18 protein-coding genes are annotated in these 22,312 nt (G+C 63.7%); 5 read left to right on the forward strand and 13 right to left on the reverse strand.

Annotation, left to right across the window (positions count from 1 at the left end; translation table 11 throughout):
- Positions 1-13 precede the first annotated feature (13 nt).
- The 7 genes from PAQ31011_RS22935 to PAQ31011_RS22965 form a co-directional block, all read right to left on the reverse strand.
- Positions 14-361, reverse strand: coding sequence for an ArsR/SmtB family transcription factor (locus tag PAQ31011_RS22935; protein WP_150577994.1), 348 nt, complete (start codon positions 359-361; stop codon positions 14-16).
- 402 nt (positions 362-763) lie between these two features.
- Positions 764-2,446, reverse strand: a complete 1,683-nt coding sequence (locus PAQ31011_RS22940) for a ShlB/FhaC/HecB family hemolysin secretion/activation protein (protein ID WP_343031684.1) — start codon at positions 2,444-2,446, stop codon at positions 764-766.
- Positions 2,447-2,772: 326 nt separating this feature from the next.
- Entirely contained in the window at positions 2,773-4,086 is a 1,314-nt protein-coding gene (locus tag PAQ31011_RS22945) for an NAD(P)/FAD-dependent oxidoreductase (RefSeq protein ID WP_150577996.1), read from the reverse strand.
- Between the two features lie 11 nt (positions 4,087-4,097).
- Positions 4,098-4,577: a c-type cytochrome gene (locus tag PAQ31011_RS22950; RefSeq protein ID WP_150577997.1), complete on the reverse strand. Its 480-nt coding sequence runs from the start codon at positions 4,575-4,577 to the stop codon at positions 4,098-4,100.
- 26 nt (positions 4,578-4,603) lie between these two features.
- Complete coding sequence (locus tag PAQ31011_RS22955; protein WP_150577998.1) at positions 4,604-5,401, reverse strand: BON domain-containing protein; 798 nt, start codon at positions 5,399-5,401, stop codon at positions 4,604-4,606.
- A 120-nt stretch (positions 5,402-5,521) separates the two neighbouring features.
- Positions 5,522-6,109: a phosphoheptose isomerase gene (locus tag PAQ31011_RS22960; RefSeq protein WP_039393910.1), complete on the reverse strand. Its 588-nt coding sequence runs from the start codon at positions 6,107-6,109 to the stop codon at positions 5,522-5,524.
- 131 nt (positions 6,110-6,240) lie between these two features.
- Positions 6,241-6,594, reverse strand: coding sequence for a YraN family protein (locus tag PAQ31011_RS22965; protein WP_150577999.1), 354 nt, complete (start codon positions 6,592-6,594; stop codon positions 6,241-6,243).
- 113 nt (positions 6,595-6,707) lie between these two features.
- Between PAQ31011_RS22965 and rsmI the strand changes: the two genes are divergently transcribed.
- The 3 genes from rsmI (at position 6,708) to PAQ31011_RS22980 (ending at position 8,290) form a co-directional block, all read left to right on the forward strand.
- On the forward strand, positions 6,708-7,592 hold the full coding sequence (gene rsmI / locus PAQ31011_RS22970) for a 16S rRNA (cytidine(1402)-2'-O)-methyltransferase (protein WP_150578000.1): 885 nt from the start codon (positions 6,708-6,710) through the stop codon (positions 7,590-7,592).
- A gap of 178 nt (positions 7,593-7,770) precedes the next feature.
- Entirely contained in the window at positions 7,771-8,013 is a 243-nt protein-coding gene (locus PAQ31011_RS22975; protein WP_150578001.1) for a type II toxin-antitoxin system Phd/YefM family antitoxin, read from the forward strand.
- Positions 8,000-8,290, forward strand: coding sequence for a type II toxin-antitoxin system RelE family toxin (locus PAQ31011_RS22980; protein ID WP_150578002.1), 291 nt, complete (start codon positions 8,000-8,002; stop codon positions 8,288-8,290). Before PAQ31011_RS22975 ends, PAQ31011_RS22980 begins: the two co-directional genes overlap by 14 nt.
- A gap of 41 nt (positions 8,291-8,331) precedes the next feature.
- Here the strand turns inward: PAQ31011_RS22980 and PAQ31011_RS22985 are convergent, their stop codons facing one another.
- From PAQ31011_RS22985 to PAQ31011_RS23005, 5 genes are all read right to left on the reverse strand, one after another.
- A complete protein-coding gene (locus PAQ31011_RS22985) occupies positions 8,332-15,777 on the reverse strand; it encodes an NEL-type E3 ubiquitin ligase domain-containing protein (protein ID WP_150578003.1) in 7,446 nt (2,481 codons plus the stop codon).
- Positions 15,778-15,975: 198 nt separating this feature from the next.
- Complete coding sequence (locus tag PAQ31011_RS22990) at positions 15,976-16,770, reverse strand: ABC transporter ATP-binding protein (protein WP_150578004.1); 795 nt, start codon at positions 16,768-16,770, stop codon at positions 15,976-15,978.
- A gap of 2 nt (positions 16,771-16,772) precedes the next feature.
- Positions 16,773-17,681 carry an ABC transporter permease gene (locus tag PAQ31011_RS22995; RefSeq protein WP_150578005.1) on the reverse strand — a complete coding sequence of 303 codons (909 nt, stop codon included), beginning with the start codon at positions 17,679-17,681 and terminating at the stop codon, positions 16,773-16,775.
- A gap of 285 nt (positions 17,682-17,966) precedes the next feature.
- The gene (locus tag PAQ31011_RS23000) at positions 17,967-18,953 is read right to left on the reverse strand and encodes an ABC transporter substrate-binding protein (protein WP_039393914.1); all 987 of its coding nucleotides are present in this window, start codon (positions 18,951-18,953) and stop codon (positions 17,967-17,969) included.
- A gap of 483 nt (positions 18,954-19,436) precedes the next feature.
- The gene (locus PAQ31011_RS23005; RefSeq protein ID WP_150578006.1) at positions 19,437-20,075 is read right to left on the reverse strand and encodes a septal ring lytic transglycosylase RlpA family protein; all 639 of its coding nucleotides are present in this window, start codon (positions 20,073-20,075) and stop codon (positions 19,437-19,439) included.
- A gap of 308 nt (positions 20,076-20,383) precedes the next feature.
- Between PAQ31011_RS23005 and PAQ31011_RS23010 the strand changes: the two genes are divergently transcribed.
- Positions 20,384-21,040, forward strand: a complete 657-nt coding sequence (locus PAQ31011_RS23010) for an MBL fold metallo-hydrolase (protein WP_150578007.1) — start codon at positions 20,384-20,386, stop codon at positions 21,038-21,040.
- Positions 21,041-21,048: 8 nt separating this feature from the next.
- A complete protein-coding gene (locus PAQ31011_RS23015; protein WP_246179752.1) occupies positions 21,049-21,813 on the forward strand; it encodes a 3'-5' exonuclease family protein in 765 nt (254 codons plus the stop codon).
- A 53-nt stretch (positions 21,814-21,866) separates the two neighbouring features.
- On the opposite strand, the gene arsC is transcribed toward PAQ31011_RS23015, so the two are convergent.
- Entirely contained in the window at positions 21,867-22,217 is a 351-nt protein-coding gene (arsC, locus tag PAQ31011_RS23020) for an arsenate reductase (glutaredoxin) (RefSeq protein WP_150578009.1), read from the reverse strand.
- Positions 22,218-22,312 lie beyond the last annotated feature (95 nt).

Genomic DNA, 22,312 nt, shown 5'->3' on the forward strand with positions numbered 1-22,312 from the left:
TACAGCTTATGTATTAATTCCCGCGTGGCATGAAGCCATCGACGGCACGCTCTGGCAGCGCTTCCTCCTCGATTCGGCCGGCCACCTGCACGCACACGGCGCGACAGATCTCGACCACCCCGGTATCCGCAATCGTGTAGTACACCTGGTTCCCGTCGCGACGCCGCGAAAGCACGCCCGCCTGATACATCGCGCCGAGATGCCGAGACACGTTGGTCTGCGACGACCCCACTTCCGTCACCACCTCGTTCACCGAGCGCTCGCCCCCACACAGCGCGTGCAGGATCTTCAGCCGCGTCGGCTCCGACAGCAGGCTGAAGTAGTGCGACACCTTTTCGAATACGCGATCGAGTTCTTCCATGACGGTCAGTCTTCAAGTTCGTGCGAAGGCACATAGAATTTCGCATATGCCTACATACGCATATACGGATAATCAAAATAACGAGCGAAGGAATCAAGCTGCACTGCAACATATCGGACACCGATCTATCGGCTGCGCGATGATCGAGCGTGTTCGACGACGAGACGTTTCCGTGTATACCGGTGGATATAGCGCACGGCCCTGTAATCGACTGCGAGACGCACGTCGCCAGCGGCGTCAGGCGACGCGTCGGAACACACGAAGACAGAGGGGGCATCGGCATCAGGGAAAAACCTGATAAGAAATTTGATGAGGGACGACCCAAACAACCGGGGCGACGCTCATGCAGCTATTGCACGAGCGTCGCCCCGCAGCATGCTACCGGACCCGGCGGTCCCCCGCTTACTCGAACTGATACGACCAGTTCGCGTTGAAGCGCAGCGGACGGTTGGGTGAGTTGGTCGGCGCGTCCGCCATCGGCTTGGCGACCGACAGGTCGAGCGTGTAGTACTTGCTGTCGGAGATGCGTACGCCAAGGCCCACGGACGCCAGTTGGTTGTGGAACAGTTGACCGGCGTTCAAGTAGACGCGAGCGGTATCGAGCAACAGATACGGCTGAACCGTCTTCAGATACCGGAAGTCCGTGCGGAACATACGGTTCAGCTCGATGGATGCGCCCCATCCCTTGTCGGCCGCGATTTCGCCAGCCGGATAGCCCAGACCGTAACGCTGCCCCCCGAACGTGGCCTGTTCGGACGTTGGCAGCGTGTTGCTGCTGTACTGCGCCCCTGCCGAGACGACGACACCGAAGTCCCACGGCAACACCACCCCTTGCTTGGCGTCGAGGTTGAAGCGCCAGAAGGCAAGATCGTACGGCCCGAGAATCTGCTGGATGCCCGCGGGCTGCGTCGTGTACGACTGGCTCGCGCCCATTCCGTTGAAGCCCTTGAACACGCCCAGCGTGGCGCTGCGCGTTTGCTTCTCGGTCACTTCGTTGTACGCGAGCTGGACCTGACCGGCGCGAACGTTCGTCTGCGAGTTGATGTTGTTCGGCGAATTCGGCACTTCGTAACGGTCTCGCGAATTCACGCCGTACATGCCGCCGCTGACCGTCAGACTGCGCTGGTTGTTGAGCAGGATCGGGTACGACAGGCTCACCGCGACGCGCTTGGTGTCGAGGTGACGCGTGAGGCCCGCGAGCGCCTGATCGTCCGGCTGGCCGCGATAGTGCGATGCATCGACCCGCGCCTGAAGCCCGTTCGAGCCCAGCGGCTGCAAGTACGACGCCGCGTAGAACTCCTCGTCGTTGTGTCCCTTCGGCGCGATGGCCGTCAACTGGATCTGTTCGCCCAGCGGCGTGAGCGCGTTGCTCGTGACGGTGAAAACGCCGCGAATGCCCGGGTTGTTATACGAGAGCGACGTGCCCAATGCGACAGGCTGACGCTGCACGTCCAGCGACAGTTCGGTTGCGCCGTCGGTCTGCGTGGGCGGCTGCACGTCGGCCTTGATCTTCATGCCGGGCACGAGCGTGAGCAGATTCAGATAGCGCTCGAACGTCGCGCGCTTGAGCGGACGCTCCGCCTCGATGTGCGCGGCAATGTCTCGCAACCGCTGCTCGGACGGTCCGGGCTTGCCGCTGATCTTCGTGCTGGAGATATATCCTTCGACGATGGTTACGCGCACGAAGCCGTCGTTGAAATCCTGCGCGGGGACGAAGGCGAACGACAGCAGGTAGCCGGCGTCCTGATACATCTTCGTGACCTGGTTGGCCTTCTCGACCAGATCGCCGATGGTGACTTCCTTACCGGCCATGGGCGAGAACAACGCCGCGATCTGATCGAACGGCAGCGACTTCACGCCTTCGATACCGAAACGCTGGGGTGTGATCTTGCGTGCGAGCAGCGACTTGAGCGCCTCTTCCTGCGTCGGCGGCTGAATGTGGATGGTCGCCGGTGCGGCCTTGGGTGCTTCGATCTTCGGCAGACTTTGCATCGGATCGCCGCGCACCGGGCTGGCGTCGGCCCAGGCGTACTGGCTGCCGAGCAGACTCAGGGAGCAAAGCGATATGGCGACGATCTCGGCCACACGTACGGCACTTCGGCCTACAGAATTGCGGTGTGCGACCTGACGATTGCGAACAGACTCCGAGCCCCCACGCGTGACGCGTGACGCAAGACGGGACTCTCCCTGGCGATACGCCATCCCTATGCCCCCCAACGCTTATTTTTTCGTGGAGCCAGTGTAACCGCGAGGGGTAAGGCCCCGTCAACGGGGGAAAGCGGGGGATTGCAGCGCGCCGACAACACGTGCGTCGGGCGCGTCGTAAGGACGTAGGTTGCGCCGCTTAGAGACTCCCCTCCAAACGCGATTCGACGACATCGAACGCCATCAAAATGCGCCTGAACGCCGCGTCAGGCCAGCATGTCGGCCCAGATGCCCTGCGCCCATGCGAGTCCCAGCGCGAATTCGTCTCGCGTGGCCCGTGGCGACGCGCCACCCGTGCCTTGCACCGGCATCACGGTGTGCTGCGCTGCGTCATAGCGATGCACGCTGGCAACGTGCATCGCTTCGGCGGACGAAACGAACGTATAGCAAGTGTTGCTGTAGAGCGGCGCGGGATTGACCGGACGGCCGGACAGCGTGGCGACGATGGCCGCCGCGCAGACCTTGCCGTGCTGGTTGGCCATGTGACCCGATTTCGGCATTTGCGGCGCAATCTGGATGGCGTCGCCGAGGACATGGATGTCGGGCTGCGCGGCGGACGCGAAGCTCAGGAAGTCGACGTCGCACCAACGGCCGTTGGCCGTCGCCAGTCCGCTTTGCACGGCGAGGTCGCCCGCGCGCATCGGGGGAATGACGTTCAGCACGTCGGCGCGGATTTCCTCGCCCAGCTCGAAGCGGGCGAGCGGCGTCTTCCCGTCGGCCACGACCTCCGTGCAGTTGAACTGCGGGTGGTACTCGATCATGCCGTCGTACTGCGTGCGCCAGACATCGTGGAACTGCTCCGCTTCGGCCAGCACCGCGTCATTGGCGTCGAAGATCAGCACTTTGGCGCGCGGATTGTGCTGTCGCAGCCATGCCGCCGCCTGACACGCGCGTTCGTACGGCGCCGGCGGGCAGCGGAACGGCGCTTCGGGAATCGTGATGGCGAACACGCCGCCGTCGGGCATGGCCTTCAGTCCAGCGTGCAACGTGGCGCTCTCGCGGGCGTCCGTCCAGCCGACGGGAAGCGCCTCGCGCATTGCGGCGTCGTTCAGACCGGCAATGGCGTCGCGACGAAGCGAGACACCGGGCGCGACGATCAGCTTGTCGTAGGCGAGACTTGCGCCGTCTGCCAGCTTGACCTGTTTGCGCGCCGCGTCGATGGCGGTAGCGCGCGTGCGTCGCCAGGCCACGCCGTGCCGCGACACCAGCCGGTCGTAAGGCACCGTGAGGTCGCTCACGCGCAGGTTGCCGCCGACGACGAGATTCGATAACGGAGAGGAGACGAAGGCGGGGTTCGGTTCCACGAGCGTGACGTCGATCGTGTTCCCCGAGAGCACGCGCAGCGCCTTGGCCGCCGTGGCACCACCGAACCCACCGCCGACGACGACCACGCGGGCGCGGCCTTTGACCGGCGTCGGCCAGAGTGGCGCAGCGAATGCGCCGGAAGGGATGGCCATGCCGACTGTTCCGGCGAGCGCAGCCGTCGAACTCAGGCCGAGAAGGAAGTGGCGGCGGTGCATGCGCGGGCGGCCTATCGGGACGAAGCAGAGGGTTTGGGCTGCGCAGCGAAGTACGCGGCGATGCGCTGCAATTCGTCCTCGCGATAGCCCTTGAGCAGTTGCGGCATCAGCGTCGCGGGACGTTTTCCGTCTCGCATGGCCTGAAGCGCAGCCATCAGCTCGGCCGCCGGACGCCCGTCCAGCACGGAGAGCGTTGCCTTCCCCGCACTGACCGGGGCCGACGCATTGTGGCAACTCATACAAGCCATCGCCCAATCGCGCGCCTGCCAGTCCGGCTCGGCGCGCGAAGACTGCGAAGGTGCGACGTACACCGGTGACGCCGCGCGTACGCCTGAAGCAGGCAACGCCTCGGCAGCCGATGCAACGCCCGATACGGCAAACCCGAGGCTTGCCGTCAAAACGAACGCCGCCGCAATCGTCCGGCTCGCCTTGTGGCGAAGGGGACGATGGCGGCGGCGTGTGTCCGGGCAATGCCCGGTCAGCATGGGCAAGGAGAGGCTCCGCAGCGCTGCTTCGATCAGTTGCCGGTCTTGTTCGACGGCCCCGGCTTGACCGGTCCTTCGCTGATCGGCGCGGGCGACGAGAGCGGCTTGGCCGTCACGGTGTCGTTGCCGATGGGCGTGGTGGTGACCGTGGCCGCATTGGTGTCGTCCTGCACCGGTGCCGGGTTCTTCTCGGCTTCGGTCGACAGACGCTGCGCCTCTTCCGGCTTCACGTATTCATACAGTTTGACGACCTTCTGCACGCCGTCGATGCGGCTCGCCACGTTCGCGCCGATGGTGCCTTCTTCCTGCGACACCAGCCCCATCAGATAGACGTCGCCACGCTCGGTCACGACCTTGAAGACATTGGCCGAGATTTCCTTCGTGTTGATCAGGTTCGCCTTGACCTTGCTGGTGATCCACGCGTCGTTCGAGCGCGAGCCGAACGAACTCTTCGGCCCGATGGCCAGTTCGTCGACGATGCCGCGCACGTTGCTGATCTGCTTGACGATGTTCACAGCGGCTTGCTTGGTGGCGTCGTTCGGCACTTCGCCGGTGAGCAGCACGCGACGGTTGAAGACGGTCACGTTCACGTGCACGGCGTCGTCGGTCAGCGTATTGGCGATGTTGGCTTCGGCCTTGACCTGGATCTCGCGGTCTTCCGTCTGCGCGCCGACCGAGCGACGGTCGGTGGCGACGAGTGCGCCTGTCGCGGCGCCGCCGAGGATGATGGGGGCGCAACCGGCGAGGGTTGCGGTAATCAGGGCTGCCGCGATCAGCGGCTTAATAAGACTTTGCAGACTTTGAACGCTTTGGGCGCGTCGGAAACTCATCGGGCTTTCTCCTTCCAGGATGTTCGGACGGGACGGCCCCCGCCGCGCCCGGTCGGCACCGCTCGCCCCCGCGACCCGGTACCCGTCACATGATCTTGACGCCTTAAGATGACAATAGGTTCACTCGTCGCCAAGCAGCATCGAGTCGATCAGGTCGCACAGGCAGTGAATCGTGAGCAGGTGCACTTCCTGAATACGGGCCGTGCGCTGGGCCGGCACGCAGATGTGCACGTCCAGTTCGCCCAGCACGTCGTTGGTCTTGCCACCGCCCTTGCCCGTGAGCGCGATCACGTGCATGCCACGCTCGTGCGCGGCTTCGATCGCCTTGAGCACGTTGCCGGAGTTGCCCGACGTGGTGATTGCCAGCAGCACGTCGCCTTCCTGGCCGAGCGCGCGGACCTGCTTGGAGAAGATGACGTCGAAGTTGTAGTCGTTGCCGACGGCCGTCAGGATCGACGAGTCCGTGGTCAGGGCGATGGCCGGCAGTTCGGGGCGTTCGCGCTCGAAGCGGCCGACGAGTTCGGCGGCGAAGTGCTGGCAGTCGGCCGCCGAGCCACCGTTACCGCACGCGAGAATCTTGTTGCCGTTGGCGAGGGCTTCGACCATGACGTCCGCAGCGGCGGCGATATGGTGAGCCAGTTCGTCGCGCGCGGCCAGCTTGGTCTCGACGCTATCCGTGAAGTGTTGCTGAATTCGTTCGATCGACATGGTCGTTTGCCAGGGTGTCGCAAAAGCTGCCAGCCTTATGTGGGCTGGCGTTCAGATGCCGTCAGTCTTGAAAAGCGGCAATTTCGCAAGTGTAACAGGGCCGGCGGGCAAGGGTTCGGGCACGGCCTGGCTCAGAGATCGTCCGTGCGAAAAGCGTCGGGCAGCCAGCGCACCACGGGCGGGCGTCCGTCGAACGTCACCACATCGAAGCGGCACCGCGCCGCCGGACGCCGCAGCAGGTAGTGCCGGGCAGCCAGCGTCAGACGTCGCCGTTTCGCGTGCGTGATGCTTTGTGCCGCACCGCCGAAGTCGCTGCGTGCACGGGCGCGCACCTCGACGAATACCAGCACGCCGGCGCGATCCCGCATAATGAGGTCGATTTCGCCGCCCCGGCACTGATAATTGCGGGCGACGAGCCGCCATCCGCGCCGCTCCAATAGCGCCTGCGCGCGCCCCTCGAACGAAACTCCTAGCTGATTCGACATGGTTGTTCCGATGTTTTCCGTGACCGGCGAAGCCGGCACTGTCCGAATTCCGATGCACCTCATGCACCTCACGCCCCGCATGACGATGCCCACGCGCATGGGAGGCCGATGCGATGGATGAGCGTCTGATGTCGCTGACCGAAGGTCAGCATTACCCCACGGGCACCCTGTACGTGGTGGCCACACCGCTGGGCAACACCGCCGACATCACCGTGCGGGCCCTGCACATCCTCGGCATGGTCGACGCCATCGCCTGTGAAGATACGCGCAACAGCGCGCTGTTGTTGCAGCGTTACGGCATCGATAAGCCGCTGATTGCGGCCCATCAGCACAACGAAAACGAAGCGGCGACGCGACTTGTGGAGCGCTTGCGCGGCGGCGAGCGCATCGCCTACATTTCGGACGCCGGCACGCCGGGCATCTCCGATCCGGGGGCACGACTGGTCGATGCGGTGCGCGCGGCGGGCCTGGGTGTGGTGCCGGTGCCGGGTGCTAGCGCGGTGATCACGTTGCTGTCGGCGGCGGGCGCTTGGGTGGAGACGTTCACGTTCGTGGGCTTTCTGCCGTCGAAGTCACAACAACGCGCCCAGGCGATTGCGGCTCTGTCGGGGTCGACGGCGGCACAGGTGTTTTACGAAGCGCCGCACCGGATCGTGGAGACGGTGGCGGCCCTGGCCGAGGGGCTGGGCGGGGAGCGTCGTCTGCTGATCGGACGCGAGTTGACCAAGCGCTTCGAGGACATTCACGAGTGTGCGCTGAGCGAGGGCGTGGCGTGGCTGAAGGCGGACGCGAACCGTCAGCGCGGCGAGTTCGTGCTGGCGGTTTCGGGCGCGGCGGCCAGCGAGAGCGACGACGGCGTGGATGCCGAGGCGCAGCGCGTCCTCGCGCTGCTCGTCGCGGAGCTACCGACGAAGAGCGCCGCCAAACTCGCGGCCGCGATTACCGGGGCACCGAAGAACGCGTTGTACGAGCGCGCGTTGGCGCTGAAGAACGGCTGATCGCGCGACGTTCGGCCACCGCTTTCAAGCGGTCTAAAAATCGGAAATATCTGGTGGGATTCTCGGCCATCCCCCAAAGCCAGCCGTCGATAACCGACCTATGATTGGCTCGTTCTCAGGGTCTCGGCCAATGTGCGCAAGCGGATTGGTCACCCCCCCGGGCCTGATGAGACATGACATGAAAATCATCCTTGCCAGCGCATCGATCGGAATCAGCGAATTGAAATCAAACCCCAGTGCCGCCATCAACCGTGCCGACGGCCCCGTCGCCATCCTGAATCGCAACACTCCCGTGGCGTATCTCATTCCCGCTGCGGATTGGGAAACGATCTGCGAGCGCCTGGACGATGCCGACCTCGCCGACATCATCCGTTCACGCGCCGGCGAAACGCCGGTGAGTACAAAGCTTGACGACTTATGACCTGCAATTTCTCCCTTCGGCGCTCACGGAATGGCGCACGCTCGACGCGTCGATCCGGCGACAGTTCAAAACGAAACTGCAACAACGTCTTCGACACCCTCAGGGGCCCGGCAGTCGATTGAGATCGATGCCTGATTGCTACAAGATCAAACTCGCGTCCGCGGGTTATCGGCTGGTCTACCGGGTTAATGCGACGGCATTCACCGTCCTGGTGATCGCAGTGGGCAAGCGAGAGAACCTCGATACCTACCGCAAGGCACAAACGCGAATCCAATAGGATGCCTGCCCCCGCCAAACCGGGGGTAGCCTTCGTGCCTATCACCCCATCGCCAGCAGACGGTCGATTAGCGGGCGGTAGGCTTCGTAGGTCCGGGTTTGCAGCACACCCGGACCGGCCCCGCGCAGGGCGTCGGCGTCGTTGTCCAGACCGTCGTCCCTCAGATGGTCTTTCACCCGCTGCTGGAAGACATCCGGGTCCATGCTGTCCGTGAGTTGGTCCCTCGCCGCAGCGAACTCCTCCGGCCAGCGGCGTTCGAGCAATGCCTGCACCGGCCCCGAATTCGCCAGATACTTCGGGAAGTCCTTTTCCTCTTCTCGCAGCACCCGCTCCTTCGCCGCCTTCAAGTCCGCCTCCGTCACGCCCGACACGCCGAAGTAGCGCATCTCGGTCGCGTCCGTCGGCAACGCCAGCGCGCCGCGCAACTTCACCTGATACGCGAGAAACACTTCGATTTCGTCGACATAAGCCAGCGTCGGCACCTTCTCACGTGCGATCAGTTCGAGAAGATGGAGACGGTACAGGCCGAGCATCGTCGCCTTGAACAGTTTCGGATCGTCGTCGTACACACCCTTGGTCACCGCGTGCGCGAGCCACGCCTGCTTCATCTGCCCGAAGGTGTATGTCACCCGGTCCTCACAAGATTCCGTCGAGCACAGACTCACCGGAAATATCTTCTCGCGAAACGACCGGTCTGCCTCCAGCTCAGTAATGAACTTCCTCGCGCGGCTGCGAAACGACGCACTTTCGTAATTCACAGTGCGACGAAGGCGGTCGAGAAACTGGGAAAAGTCCGGCGCGTTAGTCTCCTTCGCGAAACCCTCCCAAAGCTGCCGATGCATCGCCTGCACCGCCGGGTCGAACCAATCCGACACCGCGTCCGCCAGCGGGCGGGCGGCGATCTGAAAGGTGTTGCCCATCGAGAAATACACTTGCGCACCATTCGGCACGGCCGGACGTTGCTGCCATTCGAGAATGCGCTGCTCAGGAATCGGATTGCCCGCCATGTCCACGATGAGCGGACGCCCGAACAAGCTATGCGTCGGCACGACGCTACGCCAGCTCGCCACCACATGAGGAATGTTCGCAAACTGATTCGTCGTGAGCGTGAGCGTCTGCAACCCGGGCAACGCCGGCACATCGGTAAGCGTCGCGATGCGATTACGCGCGAGATTGAGTCTCATCAGGCTCGGCAGTCGATGGTCCCCTGTCAGCGGCAGGCGCGTCAGGTCGTTGCGCGCAAGATTGAGCGTCCCCAAGTCCGGCAGATCGAGCGGCAAATCCACTTGCTGAAGTCGCGGATTGTTATTGATCTCGATGCTGAGCAACTGCGACGGCTCAGCAGCCCCCGCCCCTTCAGGCATCGACTCGATCTCAAAGCTGCGCAGCGACAGATTGCCGTCGACACCCAACATCGTCAGTGACTGACACTCGTACGGAATACGCAGCGTATTCGCGTTCGTGCCATCGACCACGACAGTGATCGCGCGACCCATGACCGGCAAGCGGAATTCGCGAGGCACTACGGCGCGCTTGACGACGAAGCGCTCGACGCTGGGCAACGACTTCGGCAGCGTGAGATCGACATTCCCCTCGATGCGAAGACTCTTCAGATGCGGCATCACGTCCGGCAGCACGAGCGTGGCAGACGTATGCTGCAACACGCTCAGACTTTCGATGCCTCGCGGAATGCGATTCGGGCCAAAGAGCGCCAGCACGTTCTCCGGCTCGACCATCGGAAATGCCCATGCCGGGGGTGCCCCTTCGAGAATCCGCGTCAGGGCGATCTGTTTTGCCTCATCGACGGAGAGCTTGCCGCTCACGCGGGTGAGTGGCCTGAACTGCGCGAGGTAATCGCCCGCCTCCTTGAGGGTGTTGAAGATACCTGCATTCGCCAGCATCTTCGCGCCCGACACTTCCATACTGATCGGCTCGCGCAGATAGATGGCGAACTCGCGCGGCGTCGATCCTGTGATCAGTCGTCGTTGCGCCAGCCACGTGCGCCGCTCTGCGCCCAATGCCCCGAGCGGGAATTCGAACTTGCCGAGATACGCATGCACGTCGGCTTCACTCAGAAAGTCCCCGGTCGCGACGAGAATCTGTTCGGCGGAGAGTCCATCCCTGCTGAGCAGCAACCACGCGTCGTTTGGCTTGATGTACGGGTAGGCCCACGACGGCGTGCGTCCGCTCATGCGATCCGTCACCAATCGATGCCGCGTCGCCGTATCGAGCGATTCGAAAGCGTTCAGATAGCGGCGTGCCGCGCCGATGTCTTCGAACACGCCCTTCGCGACCAGCACTTCCTCGGCCGAAAACATGCCCTCGTACGACCTGGCGAACGCTGCCGCCCACATCGGTTTCCCGCCCTGTACCGCTTCGAGATCGAACCACGCCCACATCTCCGGTTTCGGAAACTCGAACTCGCTCCGGTACAGTGATTGCTGTGCATCGCCCACCGTGCCCGCTTTGCCAAGCACTTCGGCAGGCGACTGACCTGTCCATCCGAAGACGCGGCCGCGCTCCGACGCACGCACATAGTTGAACGCCCACCCCGGCACCTTGCCCGTCGCGTGAATTTCCTGCGCCACCTCGATACGACGCATCGCTGCCACCCCCGGCGGGAAGACAAAAGCGTTCAGGAAGACGTTGACGTCTCGCGGCGCCAGACCGAGGTCAAGCAGGAAGCTGCTCGCGTCGATCGTCCGCGCTCGTTTGGCCGCCGTCGGCCCGCCGCCGAGCAAACCCGCGTCGTCCCACTGCCAACGGCCATCGCGAAACGTCACCGGAATGCCGGGCGCATTGGCACGTTGCGGATCACGCACCCGAATCGTCGCCCATGCGTTGTCGGAGAACACTTCGAAGGTGCGGCCGCCGTCACGGATGTAGCTGCGTCCGTCGCGTTCGTAACGCACGCCGCCCGATACCGGACCGGTGCGCACCGGCGTCGGGTCAACGTTGCCGACGTCGATGCCATGGGTCGCCAGCGTATCGCGCAGATGCCCGAGATCGTCGAAGGCCGCGCGCTGCCCCTTCACCTTATTCAGTACTTCGGTGACGTCGGCCGCATTCGCGAAATGCGATTTCCCGGCCCAGGCGAGCAGACGTCGCGGATCCATGATGCGCAATCCCGCACCGATATCCAGCGCGTCGGCCCACAAGAACGCGACGTCGAGTAGCGCTGCATCGATTTCTCCGCGCTGGATATTCTCGTAGGCGCTCATCAGGTCGACGCCAGCCAGCGCAGCCGTTCCCACACCGCAAAGCGCTATGCCCGCGCCACCGGTCGGCGCAATGCAGACCGGCAGCAAGGCCAGTCGAACACCTTTGACGACTTGTTCCCAGACGACTTCCGAACGGCTCGTCGTGCTCTCTTGCGTCTCGTCGATCCTGTCGAGCAGCCGCTGGTCGCCGAAGCTGCCGAAATCGTTCAAGGCCACCGTATGCATCTGCGATGCCCCGATCCCCTTGCCGTAACGCAGCGCGTCGTCGACAACTTTGCGATCCTTCGTGAGTACACGTCCCAACAGATCGTCGTCATAGGGCGTGCGGTGCAGCCCCTCGCGGTACGCCGTGAGCGGTAGCAGTTCCGAGCCATACGGCCCCTCGGGCAGCCAGACGTAGTCTGTGCGCAGCGGCGCTTTGCCAACGGTATCCGGCCCCACGCGCTTGCGTTGCGAGAGGACCAGCACGCCGGGAATGCGACGGCCCGCAACGTATAGCTCGCTGATGAACGCGTCGCCCACTGCCACGCGCCCCGGCAACCCGCCGACGAGACCGTTCAACCATGCGGCGTCCGCCGGCGGGAGACGTCCACTCGCCGTATCCATCGAAATCGTCACCTGAAGTTTTGCCCGGATCGCCACTTGCGTCAGATGCCGGAAAGTCTCCGCCGTCGGATCGTCCGATGTGAGCCACTGTCTGAGATGCGCGATGTAGGCATCTCCGGCGTAGGTGCTGCGAAGATTACGCTCAAGACTTTCCTTGAAGTCAGGCGTACTCAGACGCTCAGCGACCGCCGCATCGCTCGCGACGATTTGCGCGTCGCGCTGAAAGTTGTTGGTCGACGCGAACACGCCGTCGCCATGGTGGCGATAGCCTTCCAGCACCCAGTCCGTCACGGTCATGTTCTGACCGTTGAACAGGATCGAGACACTGTCGGCGTCGACCGCGCCGAGATCGGGCAAACCGTCGCCGCTTTTTCCCTCTACGCCACGCAAGCCCCGCGTGAGCTTGTCGCTCTCCGTGCGCCGCGTGAATTCCCGCAAGGGTGGAAGATGCTCCGCCTCATAGGCCTGAAAGCGTTGGTCGAGCGCCAGCGCGTCCGCGAGTTGCGCGGGCAATCCCGGCACCTTCGTCATCGGGTCGAGTTGCGTGGCGAGCCGATCGAGCTGACGTCGCGCCCACGCCTCAAGCCGTATGGGCAAACGCGCGCCGTCGTACGGCGAGAACTGGAGAAACTCGGGCTTCCAATGCGCGGGATTCTCGGATTGCGAGTCGAGGAATTTTCTCAGCGCCTGACGATCGCGCGGCGCGACCGCTTCCAACGCCACCTGCGGCAGCGTGCGCAGGGCGTCGTCGTTCACCGTCACGGTGGCAGGGCTCGACGGGGTCGGCTTTTCCATCTCACGGCTCAGCGACTTGCGAAGGCGTGGAAGATCCAGGTATTGATAGAGGGCCTGACGATTGTCAAATACGGACCACGCCTTTTCTTCGGGACGATAGAGCACCACACAGTGGTCCGCGTCCTTGCGCTTGTTGTCCTTGCGAGCGAAGACGAGCCACGGCAACAGTGGAATCTCGGACATGCCGGGCGGCGCGAGGCGTAACGCGCCGACCTCGACATCCGGCGCGTCGTGCATCGCATCCTGCATCAGACGCAGCCCCTGAATCCACGCGTCGCGTCCGCCCGTCAGATGCCCCTTCAGCTTCGCTTCCAGAATGTCGCGATGCAGTTCTCCTTCGAGGAAGGTCGCGAATGGCGTCTGCAACGAGGGAATCGACGATTCGATCGCCTTGAACCGCGCCTGCGGTGTCGTGCGGCAAGCCTGACCACGCAGCAACGTGCGCATCAGCGCGGTCTGCGCTGCCGTCACCGGCTGACCGTTCAGGAAACCTTCGAACGTCTCCGGATCGCGGCGCGAATCGCCCGACAGACAGGCGTCGATCAGGCGTTGCTGCACGATGATCGGCGGCGAGATGCCCTCAACCGGCGCAGGATATGTCACCGTCCATGACGCCGGATCCCCTTGAAGCCCTGACTGCGCGAACGCGACGTACACCACATCGAGCGGCTGTGCGTGATGGATCGCCTGCGCGAATTTATCGAAGCGATCGCGCGCCTTTTGCACGTAATGCAGCCAGAGCTTCTGCTCCGATTCCGGCGCGCGTGCCAGCCATTCGAGCGACGGGTCCGAACGCCAATGCGATTGCAACGCGCCGAACAGGCGCTTTTCGTCGTCACCGGAGACCGAGTGCCGATACTGGTCGACGGCATCGATGATGTCGATGACGGTTTCGGTGTCAGCACGATCACCAGCGGCGACGTCTCGCATTTGCGTCAGCCGTTGCGCCGTCGTGCTCGAATCGACGGAACGACGCAAGCGTCGATGGTCGGGGGCGACGTCAGGGACATCGAACTCGCTGAAGTCGTCTGCGTCATCGTTTGCTTCGTCTTCCTGGATCGCTGCGATCTCGTTGAAGTCGTGACGCAGCAACGCTGCGACCCGTTCAACGACGTCTGGCGCGTGGGGATCGGGCGCATTCGACACGACTCCGGCGATGGCCTCCAGCGTCGAGCCCCAGACACCATCGTCGCCCGCGTGAAGGCGGTCGGCAAGTTTCGCAATGAGCGCTTGCTGTGAAGTCGTGAGCGCCGGATCGGTCGCTGTCGCGTTGCTACCCTCGCCAGGTCCGGCCGAGGGCGGCGCACCCTCCGGCCGCATCCATTCATAGCCGGTGTAGAGGATGCCGCTCGTGGCGGCGAGGCCGAACACGCTGGCCGAGAGGCCCAGCTTGGGGTTCGTCGACGCGCCACCGGTGTCCGCGGACAGCGAAAGATCGTGCGCCAACGGGTCCGCCAGAGGATCGACACCCGCGAACACCGTCAGCGGTCTGCCTGCCTCCTCGTCGAACGTCGTCTGCGTGGCGTCGTGCGTCGTCGAGCCCCACGAGAACAGGGTGCGCACCGCCGAGCCGATGTACCCCATTGCGCGCGGCACCGTTTGCAGCATGCCGCCATGACGCGCGGCGGCCGACGTTGTCATCTCGAGGGGCGGCTCCACATCGAACACGTCGTCGGCCACGGACGGGGCTATGGGAAGAATGGGCACGATGTGCCGGGGCGGTATCAACGTTGGCGGCTCGAATCCGGCAAACTCGTCGCGCTGCCGCTTTTGCATCGCGACGCGCTCGTCCTTCGGCAACGACCACAGCGCGATGTCCTTTCTCAGCGCCGCCAACTCACGCGTCAATACCCCGCGCTTTTCTTCGTTCGGCTCCGTCAACCGTCGATCCGATAATTCGAGCACCTGAATGCGCCGGTCGAGCTGACGACTTTCCGTCCCCGCTTTCATTGCCTGCTTCTGCGCAAGCAGCACCGCTTTACGTTGCCGCAACTCACGTTGCGCGACGCTGACCGCCCCGTTGTCGAGCGCATCGCCCGTGCATTTGAGGTCCAGCATCCGACGGTCGTTGAGCTTCAGCCAATCGGCCGCGTCGTGATTCATCACAGCGCGGCTTTCCTCTCGTGCAGCACGGACCGGCAGCGGATCGACGGAGGTCGGACGGAAGCCCCCGTACAGCCATGTAAGCGCCTCACGCGTGAGCGTAGCCACCGGTTTTTCCTGACCGACCTTCACAGGATCGAACTGTGCCTTCATCGCGCGTTCGGCGTTGAGCGCCCAATAGCGGACCGGTAGCGAACGCAGCACCTCGTCCGGATCGGTGTGCGGCGACAAATTCAGTGCGCCTCGCACCGCCAGGACGATGCGGCCGAAGTCGAGCAATCGATGCTTGTCTGCGGACTCGATTTCCTTCATCCACACGGTAAAGGCCGTCAGCGAGATCTCCGGGAAGATCGCGTGAAACATCGCCGCTTGCGTGGGATGACTGCGGTCGACATCCGCGAGCTTCGCCACGTCTTTCTGACAGACGCCCTGCGCGCGCAGCTCGTCCATGAACTGCCCGAAAGCCGCGTCGCGTGCCTGTTCGGCCGTTGGTCCCCAGCGGAGTAGCGCGGAAAAGGCACCGCCCAAAGCCAAGGCGCTGCCGATGATCGGAGCACCCGCCGTGCCGATGGCTGTCGCCGATCCCAACAGTGCCATCAGCGACAACACATCTCGCCTGAATGTCTGCGCGAGATCCACGTCGGGTGCGCACGGACGTGTGCGCGCGGCATCGGTGCGCATGGTGCGGGAAGGACTGGCGTCGGCCGCAGACGAACGACACGTCGCCGTCAAGCCGGCGGTACTTTGCGAGATGTTGAGCATGAAACGGCGACCGTCGAAACTCCGAAGCGATCATTGTTTTCCGACAGCACACGCCTGGCTTCCATGATTCGTTTTTGCGCTCAGTACACGTTCGCCAACGTCGAGATTTGGTCTGAAAAAAAAAGCCCCCGGCGAACCGGGGGCTTCGTCTGCTACGTCGGCGTCGCGACCGTCAGGACGCGATGGCCTCGCAGGCACTCAACTCAGCAGCAACGCATCGTCATCGAGTTGTTCGCCACGCGTGCGCTCGAACATCTGCAACAGGTCCGGCACGTCCAGTCCCTTACGGTCCTCGCCCGAGACATCGAGCACGACCTTGCCCTGATGCAGCATGACGGTCCGCTCGCCGTAGTCGAGTGCCTGACGCATGCTGTGCGTGACCATCATCGCCGTGAGCTTGCTCTCCTGCACGATGCGCGCCGTCAGTTCCAGCACGAACGCCGCCGTCTTTGGATCGAGTGCCGCCGTGTGCTCGTCGAGCAGCAGAATGCGCGACGGTTGCAGCGATGCCATCAACAGACTCACCGCCTGACGCTGACCGCCCGAGAGCAACCCGATACGGTCCGACAGACGATTCTCCAGTCCAAGGTTCAGCAAGCTCAGCTTCTCGCGGAAGCGCTCGCGCAACTCCTTGTTCAGGGCGATGCGAAAGCCCCGACGCTCGCCGCGCTTGACCGCCAGCGCCATGTTTTCCTCGATGGTCAACGCTTCGCACGTGCCCGCCATCGGATCCTGGAACACACGCGCCACCTGATTCGCGCGCTGAAACGCGGTCTTCTTCGTGACGTCGTTGCCATCGATGGAGATCGTGCCCGAATCCACCGACAGGTCACCGCTGATCGCGTTCAGGAAAGTCGACTTGCCCGCACCGTTCGAGCCGATCACGGTGACGAACTGGCCCGTCGGAATATCGAGCGACATGCCACGCAGCGCGCGATTTTCGATGGGCGTGCCCGGGTTGAAAGTGATCTTGAGGTCTTTTGCGCTCAGCATGATCAGGCACCTCCGTTCTTGCGCGGGAACAGCTTGCGACGCGTTGCAGGCAGCACGAGTGCCACCGCCACGAGCAAGGCCGTCACCAGGTTGAGGTCCTGCGCCTTCAGACCGATGAAATCGCTATTCAGTGCGAGTGCGATGAAGAAGCGGTACAGCACGGCCCCGACGACCACCGCCAGCGTGGTGAGGATGAGGCGTCGCGCCGGCAGAATCGTCTCGCCGATGATCACCGCCGCCAGACCGATCACGATGGTACCGATCCCCATCGAGATGTCCGCGCCGCCCTGCGACTGCGCAAACAACGCACCCGCGAGCGCCACGAGCGAGTTCGACAACGCCATGCCGGCGAGGATCTCGCGGCCGGTGTTCACGCCCTGCGCACGCGCCATGCGCGGATTCGCGCCGGTCGAGCGCATTGCGAGACCTTGCTGCGACGAGAAGAAGTAATCCAGACCGAGCTTCACCACGACCACGACCACCAGCAGCAACAGCGGACGCAGCACATAGTCCGGCAGCCAGTCCGGGGCGTTCTCCGGCAACAGCATCGTGAAGACCGTCGGCGACGTGATCAGCGGCACGTTCGGTGCCCCCATCACACGCAGGTTGATCGAGTACAGCGCGATCATCATCAGAATACTGGCGAGCAGATCCATGATCTTCAGGCGCACGTTCAGCCAGCCGGTGATGAAGCCCGCCACCGCGCCGGCCACCATAGCGACGAGCGTTGCGACAAACGGATTGGCCCCGCCGGCGATCAGAATGGCCGCCGTTGCACCGCCAAGTGCAAAGCTGCCGTCTACGGTGAGGTCGGGGAAATTGAGGATGCGGAAGGAGATCAGCACCCCGAGCGCCACGAGGCTGAAGATCAGACCGATCTCCAAAGCGCCCATCATCGAGAAAAAGGACATGTTCGTAATTCCACTGCGCAAGACGGCCCATGCCGGGTCTCGGCATCGGCGCCCGCACGGCCGAGTCGGCCAGTTCAGGTCATAGCCGGTCGTTGTGCGACCGCGTTTCGGGGGGAGCCATCTCGCCCGTTCGATAGGAAAAGAGCGGCGGGGACAGATCGTGTCCGGACGCCGCCCTGTCGCTCGCCGATGCTGCGGGAGTTAGCCCACAGCATCGGTGTCACGCCTTCACCACCGCAGCGATAAACCGTCCGCAGAGGTGCGCGTGAGTCGCGGGTGAGTCGCTTACTGCTTGATGACCGTCTTGGCTTCCTTCACCAGATCGTCCGACAGCTTCACGCCTTGCTTCTCGGCGGCTGCCGTGTTGACGAACAGTTCCAGATTCGAGCTGGTCTGCGAGGCGATCGCGCCCGGCTTCTCGCCCTTCAGGATACGGCCCACGACCTTGCCCGTCTGACGGCCGAGGTCATAGTAGTTGATGCCCAGTGCCGCAATGGCACCGCGCTTCACGCTGTCCGTGTCCGAAGCCACCAGCGGGATCTTGCGGTCGTTGGCGACCTTCACCAGCGACTCGTATGCCGACACGACGTTGTTGTCCGTGTTGGTATAGATCACGTCGACTTTGCCGACCAGGCTGTTCGCGGCCGAGCTGATGTCGACGGTGCGCGGTGCGGCGGCTTCGACCAGCGTCAGGCCAGCGGCCGGCAGCAGCTTCTTCAGTTCGTTGACGACCACGACCGAGTTGGCTTCGCCCGGGTTGTACACCATGCCGACCTTCTTCGCGTTCGGCACGACACGCTTGATCAGCGCGACCTGCTTGTCCAGCGGCAGCTTGTCCGACACGCCGGTCACGTTGGTGCCCGAAGCATCCCAGCTCTTGACCAGTTGAGCCGCGACCGGATCGGTCACGCCCGAGTAGACGAGCGGCACCGACTTGGTGGCAGCGGCCACGGCCTGAGCCGTCGGCGTTGCAATGCCGATGATCGCGTCCGGCTTGTCGCCCACGAACTTGCGGGCGATCTGTGCTGCCGTGCCCGTGTTGCCCTGTGCGCTCTGGTATTCCCACTTGAGGTTCTTGCCGACCTCGTAACCTTCTGCCTTGAGTTCGTCGCGCGCGCCATCACGGATGGCGTCGAGTGCCGGGTGTTCCACGATCGCCACGACAGCAACCGACTTCGTCTCCGCCGCGAATGCCGCGCCGGTCGTCCCCAACAACGTTGCGGCCACCGCGCACAGCACGGTGCGCTTGGCGTATTTGCCCATCGTCGACATCAAAACTCCTCCAGGAATGCTTCTTGATAGGTGCGCCGTGCCCGGGTCTCGGCGGGCCTCTTTCGGATGCACACAAAGCGTGCACCTGCGCGTGGGGCACAGTCTACCCACATCCCCGGCAGCGAACAACGGTTGCCAACGCAACTTCCCGGGACGCCCGTGGAACATCGGATTGCGCCCAAACGCTGGCATTTTTATGCGGCAATCGGAAAAAAATTAGTCGATTCGGTCGTGTGCAATTCGATGCACGCACGTTCGTGCGAGGCGTTCAATCCATGGGATTCACCGAATAGCGAAAGAATCCGGCGCATTTCATCCGCAATGTGCGTCGTTTGCACAATAAACGCGCAGCAGACGTCCCGCTTTTTAAGGCACGTCCGAGAGGAATTCGGAATGACGTTCGGGATTCCTGGGGAGGATGTGCGCCACACCGAAGCACCGCGCCGCTCCGCGCCCCGCCGACCGATGTACCGACGGGTGGAATTACTGAGCGTTGCTTTGGGCGTTGCTCTGGGTGTTGTTCTGCGCGCTGTTGGCGTCGTCGAGGCCGAGGGCGGCGACTTCGCTGCGAGAGAGGCGGCGAATTTCAACCTTGGCGTGTCCGGCGCGAATGAAGTCGAGTTGCTTGGCTGCGCCGAAGGACAGATCGATGATGCGATTGCGGGTGTACGGCCCCCGGTCGTTGATCTTCACGACGACGGTCTTGTTATTGGCGATGTTGCGCACCAGCGCGAAGCTGCCCAGCGGCAATGTCGGATGTGCGGCGGTGGGTTCGTTCATGTCGAACGCTTCGCCGGTGGCGGTGCGGCGGCCGTGAAACTTCTTGCCGTACCACGATGCCATGCCCGACTGAAAGAATGTACCGGCGTCGGCACGCAGACGCGCTTCGCCATCGCGCTCGGGGGCATCGGGATCGCCGGGGTTGAGGCCCTCGTTGCGATACGACCGGCCCGGCCATTGCAGATCGAAACTGGAGCCGACAGGTGCATTGGCTTCGCGCGCACGGGCGCGCGCGCCTGTCGCCGAAGTGGCGGCAGCCGTCTGGCTGGGGGGTTCGAGCGGCGTTGTGCAGGCTGTCAACGTCAGGGCGAGGGCGCAGCAGACCGCGAACCGTGTGAGCATGTCGCGTGTTCGCATAGCCCGCAAGTCTAACACGCCGCAAAATTCAACCTAGCAGCGAGCGTTCACTTACACGTTGAGACTTGTTTACAAAGCGTTACGCAGAATTAGGCGTTCACGTCCAATGCGCCTATTCCGAAAGCCTTTTCCGTTGAAAGGTGCAGGCCATGCGCACGGGCCTGTCACGCGTATTGCACAGCGCACCACGGGCGCACCACGCGACTAACGGGACAGCGCTGCGGGCGACGACACGCGTGGCCGAATACAATAGACAAAAATTGCGTCCCCCGAATTGCGTCCCCGATAACCCAATGAACGTCACCCTGATCCCTGTCACGCCCTTCCAGCAAAACTGCACCCTGCTCGTCTGCGACGCCACGAAGCGCGCTGCCGTGGTCGATCCCGGCGGCGACATCGACCGGATCGTGGGCGAGATCGAACGTCAGGGGGTGACACTCGAAAAGATTTTCCTGACGCACGGCCACCTCGACCATTGTGGCGGCTCGGGCGCACTGGCTGCCAAATACGACGTGCCCATCGAAGGTCCGCATCCGGACGACGCTTTCTGGATCGATCAGCTTGAGGCGCAAAGCGCGCGCTTCGGCTTTCCGGAGCCCGAGCCTTTCACGCCCGACCGCTGGCTGGGTGACGGCGACACCGTCACCTTCGGCGACGTCACGCTCGACGTCTTCCATTGCCCGGGCCACACGCCGGGTCACGTGGTGTTCTTCTCGAAGGACGAACGACTGGCCAGCGTGGGCGACGTGCTGTTCGCCGGCTCCATCGGCCGCACCGACTTCCCGCGCGGCAACCATGCCGATCTGATCGCTTCGATTCGCGACAAGCTCTGGCCGCTGGGCGACGACGTCACGTTCATCCCGGGTCACGGCCCGGTGTCGACGTTCGGTCAGGAGCGCCAGACGAACCCGTATGTTGCCGATGCCGTGCTCGCCCGGAGCGCCTCATGAGCGAGGCGATGTCCCGTACCCCGTCGCGCATCATCCCTGTGGACGAAGAGATTTTCGTCAGTACCGACGTCGAGGCCGATGGTCCGATCCCGGGGCCGCATTCGATGCTGAGCTTCGCGTCGGCCGCGTACACGGCCGATAAGGAACTGATCGGCACGTTCAGCGCCAATCTCGAATGTCTCCCCGACGCGAAGGGACACCCGCTCACGATGAAGTGGTGGAAGACCGAGCCGGAAGCCTGGGCGGCATGTCGCGTGGCGCCGGAAGACCCGGCCAAGGCGCTCAAGGCCTATGTGAAGTGGGTGGAGAAGTTGCCCGGCAAGCCGGTATTCGTGGCGTATCCGGCGGGCTTCGATTTCACGTTCATGTTCTGGTACATGATGCGCTTCGTCGGCCGTTGTCCATTCTCGTGGTCGGCACTGGACATCAAGACGCTCGCGTTTGCGATGACGGGCATGCCTTACCGCAAGTGCATCAAGCCGCGTCTGCCGCAGGTCTGGCTCGACCCGCTGCCACACACGCACGTGGCGCTGGACGACGCGTTGGAGCAAGGCGCGCTCTTCTGCAACATGCTCGCGGAGCTGCGTGAGCAGCAGAAAACGCTCGCCGAGTTACCCGGCTGGCGTGGCGCGGGTCTGACCGCGAATGCCGACGCCCCCGTGTTCGGTTCGGCCGCAGCGAAGGCGGCAGCGGAAGCCGAGGCAGCAGAATCCAACGACGACGCCGAATCCCCGGCTACCGGCCCGGGCAAGGACAGCCCGGCGCATCGCTGACCGCACCCGCGCCGGGCTGGCATCCCCCGCCTCCCTGCCGTTCCTTCGTTCGTTTACAGCACGCCGCTGACCAGCTCCGGCGGCCGTGCGATCACCGCCTTGTCGCCGTTCACGACGATGGGGCGCTGCAACAGCTTCGGATGCTTGGCCACCGCGGCCAGCAGCTTGTCGTCGCTCAGCGCCGTATCGGCCAGTCCCAGTTCCGCGAATTCCGTCTCGTTGCTGCGAATCATCTCGCGCACGGGCACGCCCAGCAACTGATGCAAACGCTTGAGTTCGGCGAGCGTCGGCGGCGTCTTCAGATATTCGATGATTTGCAGGTCATGGCCCGCCGGGGAGCCTTCGACGAGGGCCAGCGCTTCGCGCGACTTCGAGCAGCGCGGGTTGTGATAGACGGTAATCATGGTCACTCCAATGCGTTCAGAAAGCGTCCGGGGCGACGCTGCAACGTGCGGTGAACCGCAGCAGGTCACGCCTGGAACGTGCGCTCCGAGTATGC

Source organism: Pandoraea aquatica, assembly GCF_902459565.1.
GTDB classification, from domain to species: Bacteria; Pseudomonadota; Gammaproteobacteria; order Burkholderiales; family Burkholderiaceae; genus Pandoraea; species Pandoraea aquatica.

What these genes read in the sequence shown, in the direction of transcription:
- PAQ31011_RS22935 (WP_150577994.1), bottom strand. Translation starts at nt 361, where the DNA reads ATGGAAGAACTCGATCGCGTATTCGAAAAGGTGTCGCACTACTTCAGC.
- PAQ31011_RS22960 (WP_039393910.1), bottom strand. Translation starts at nt 6,109, where the DNA reads ATGTCGATCGAACGAATTCAGCAACACTTCACGGATAGCGTCGAGACC.
- PAQ31011_RS23015 (WP_246179752.1), top strand. Translation starts at nt 21,049, where the DNA reads ATGTCCCGTACCCCGTCGCGCATCATCCCTGTGGACGAAGAGATTTTC.
- PAQ31011_RS22995 (WP_150578005.1), bottom strand. Translation starts at nt 17,681, where the DNA reads ATGTCCTTTTTCTCGATGATGGGCGCTTTGGAGATCGGTCTGATCTTC.
- PAQ31011_RS23005 (WP_150578006.1), bottom strand. Translation starts at nt 20,075, where the DNA reads ATGCTCACACGGTTCGCGGTCTGCTGCGCCCTCGCCCTGACGTTGACA.
- PAQ31011_RS22975 (WP_150578001.1), top strand. Translation starts at nt 7,771, where the DNA reads ATGAAAATCATCCTTGCCAGCGCATCGATCGGAATCAGCGAATTGAAA.
- PAQ31011_RS23010 (WP_150578007.1), top strand. Translation starts at nt 20,384, where the DNA reads ATGAACGTCACCCTGATCCCTGTCACGCCCTTCCAGCAAAACTGCACC.
- PAQ31011_RS22955 (WP_150577998.1), bottom strand. Translation starts at nt 5,401, where the DNA reads ATGAGTTTCCGACGCGCCCAAAGCGTTCAAAGTCTGCAAAGTCTTATT.
- PAQ31011_RS22985 (WP_150578003.1), bottom strand. Translation starts at nt 15,777, where the DNA reads ATGCTCAACATCTCGCAAAGTACCGCCGGCTTGACGGCGACGTGTCGT.
- arsC (WP_150578009.1), bottom strand. Translation starts at nt 22,217, where the DNA reads ATGATTACCGTCTATCACAACCCGCGCTGCTCGAAGTCGCGCGAAGCG.
- PAQ31011_RS22990 (WP_150578004.1), bottom strand. Translation starts at nt 16,770, where the DNA reads ATGCTGAGCGCAAAAGACCTCAAGATCACTTTCAACCCGGGCACGCCC.
- PAQ31011_RS22945 (WP_150577996.1), bottom strand. Translation starts at nt 4,086, where the DNA reads ATGCACCGCCGCCACTTCCTTCTCGGCCTGAGTTCGACGGCTGCGCTC.
- rsmI (WP_150578000.1), top strand. Translation starts at nt 6,708, where the DNA reads ATGGATGAGCGTCTGATGTCGCTGACCGAAGGTCAGCATTACCCCACG.
- PAQ31011_RS23000 (WP_039393914.1), bottom strand. Translation starts at nt 18,953, where the DNA reads ATGTCGACGATGGGCAAATACGCCAAGCGCACCGTGCTGTGCGCGGTG.
- PAQ31011_RS22965 (WP_150577999.1), bottom strand. Translation starts at nt 6,594, where the DNA reads ATGTCGAATCAGCTAGGAGTTTCGTTCGAGGGGCGCGCGCAGGCGCTA.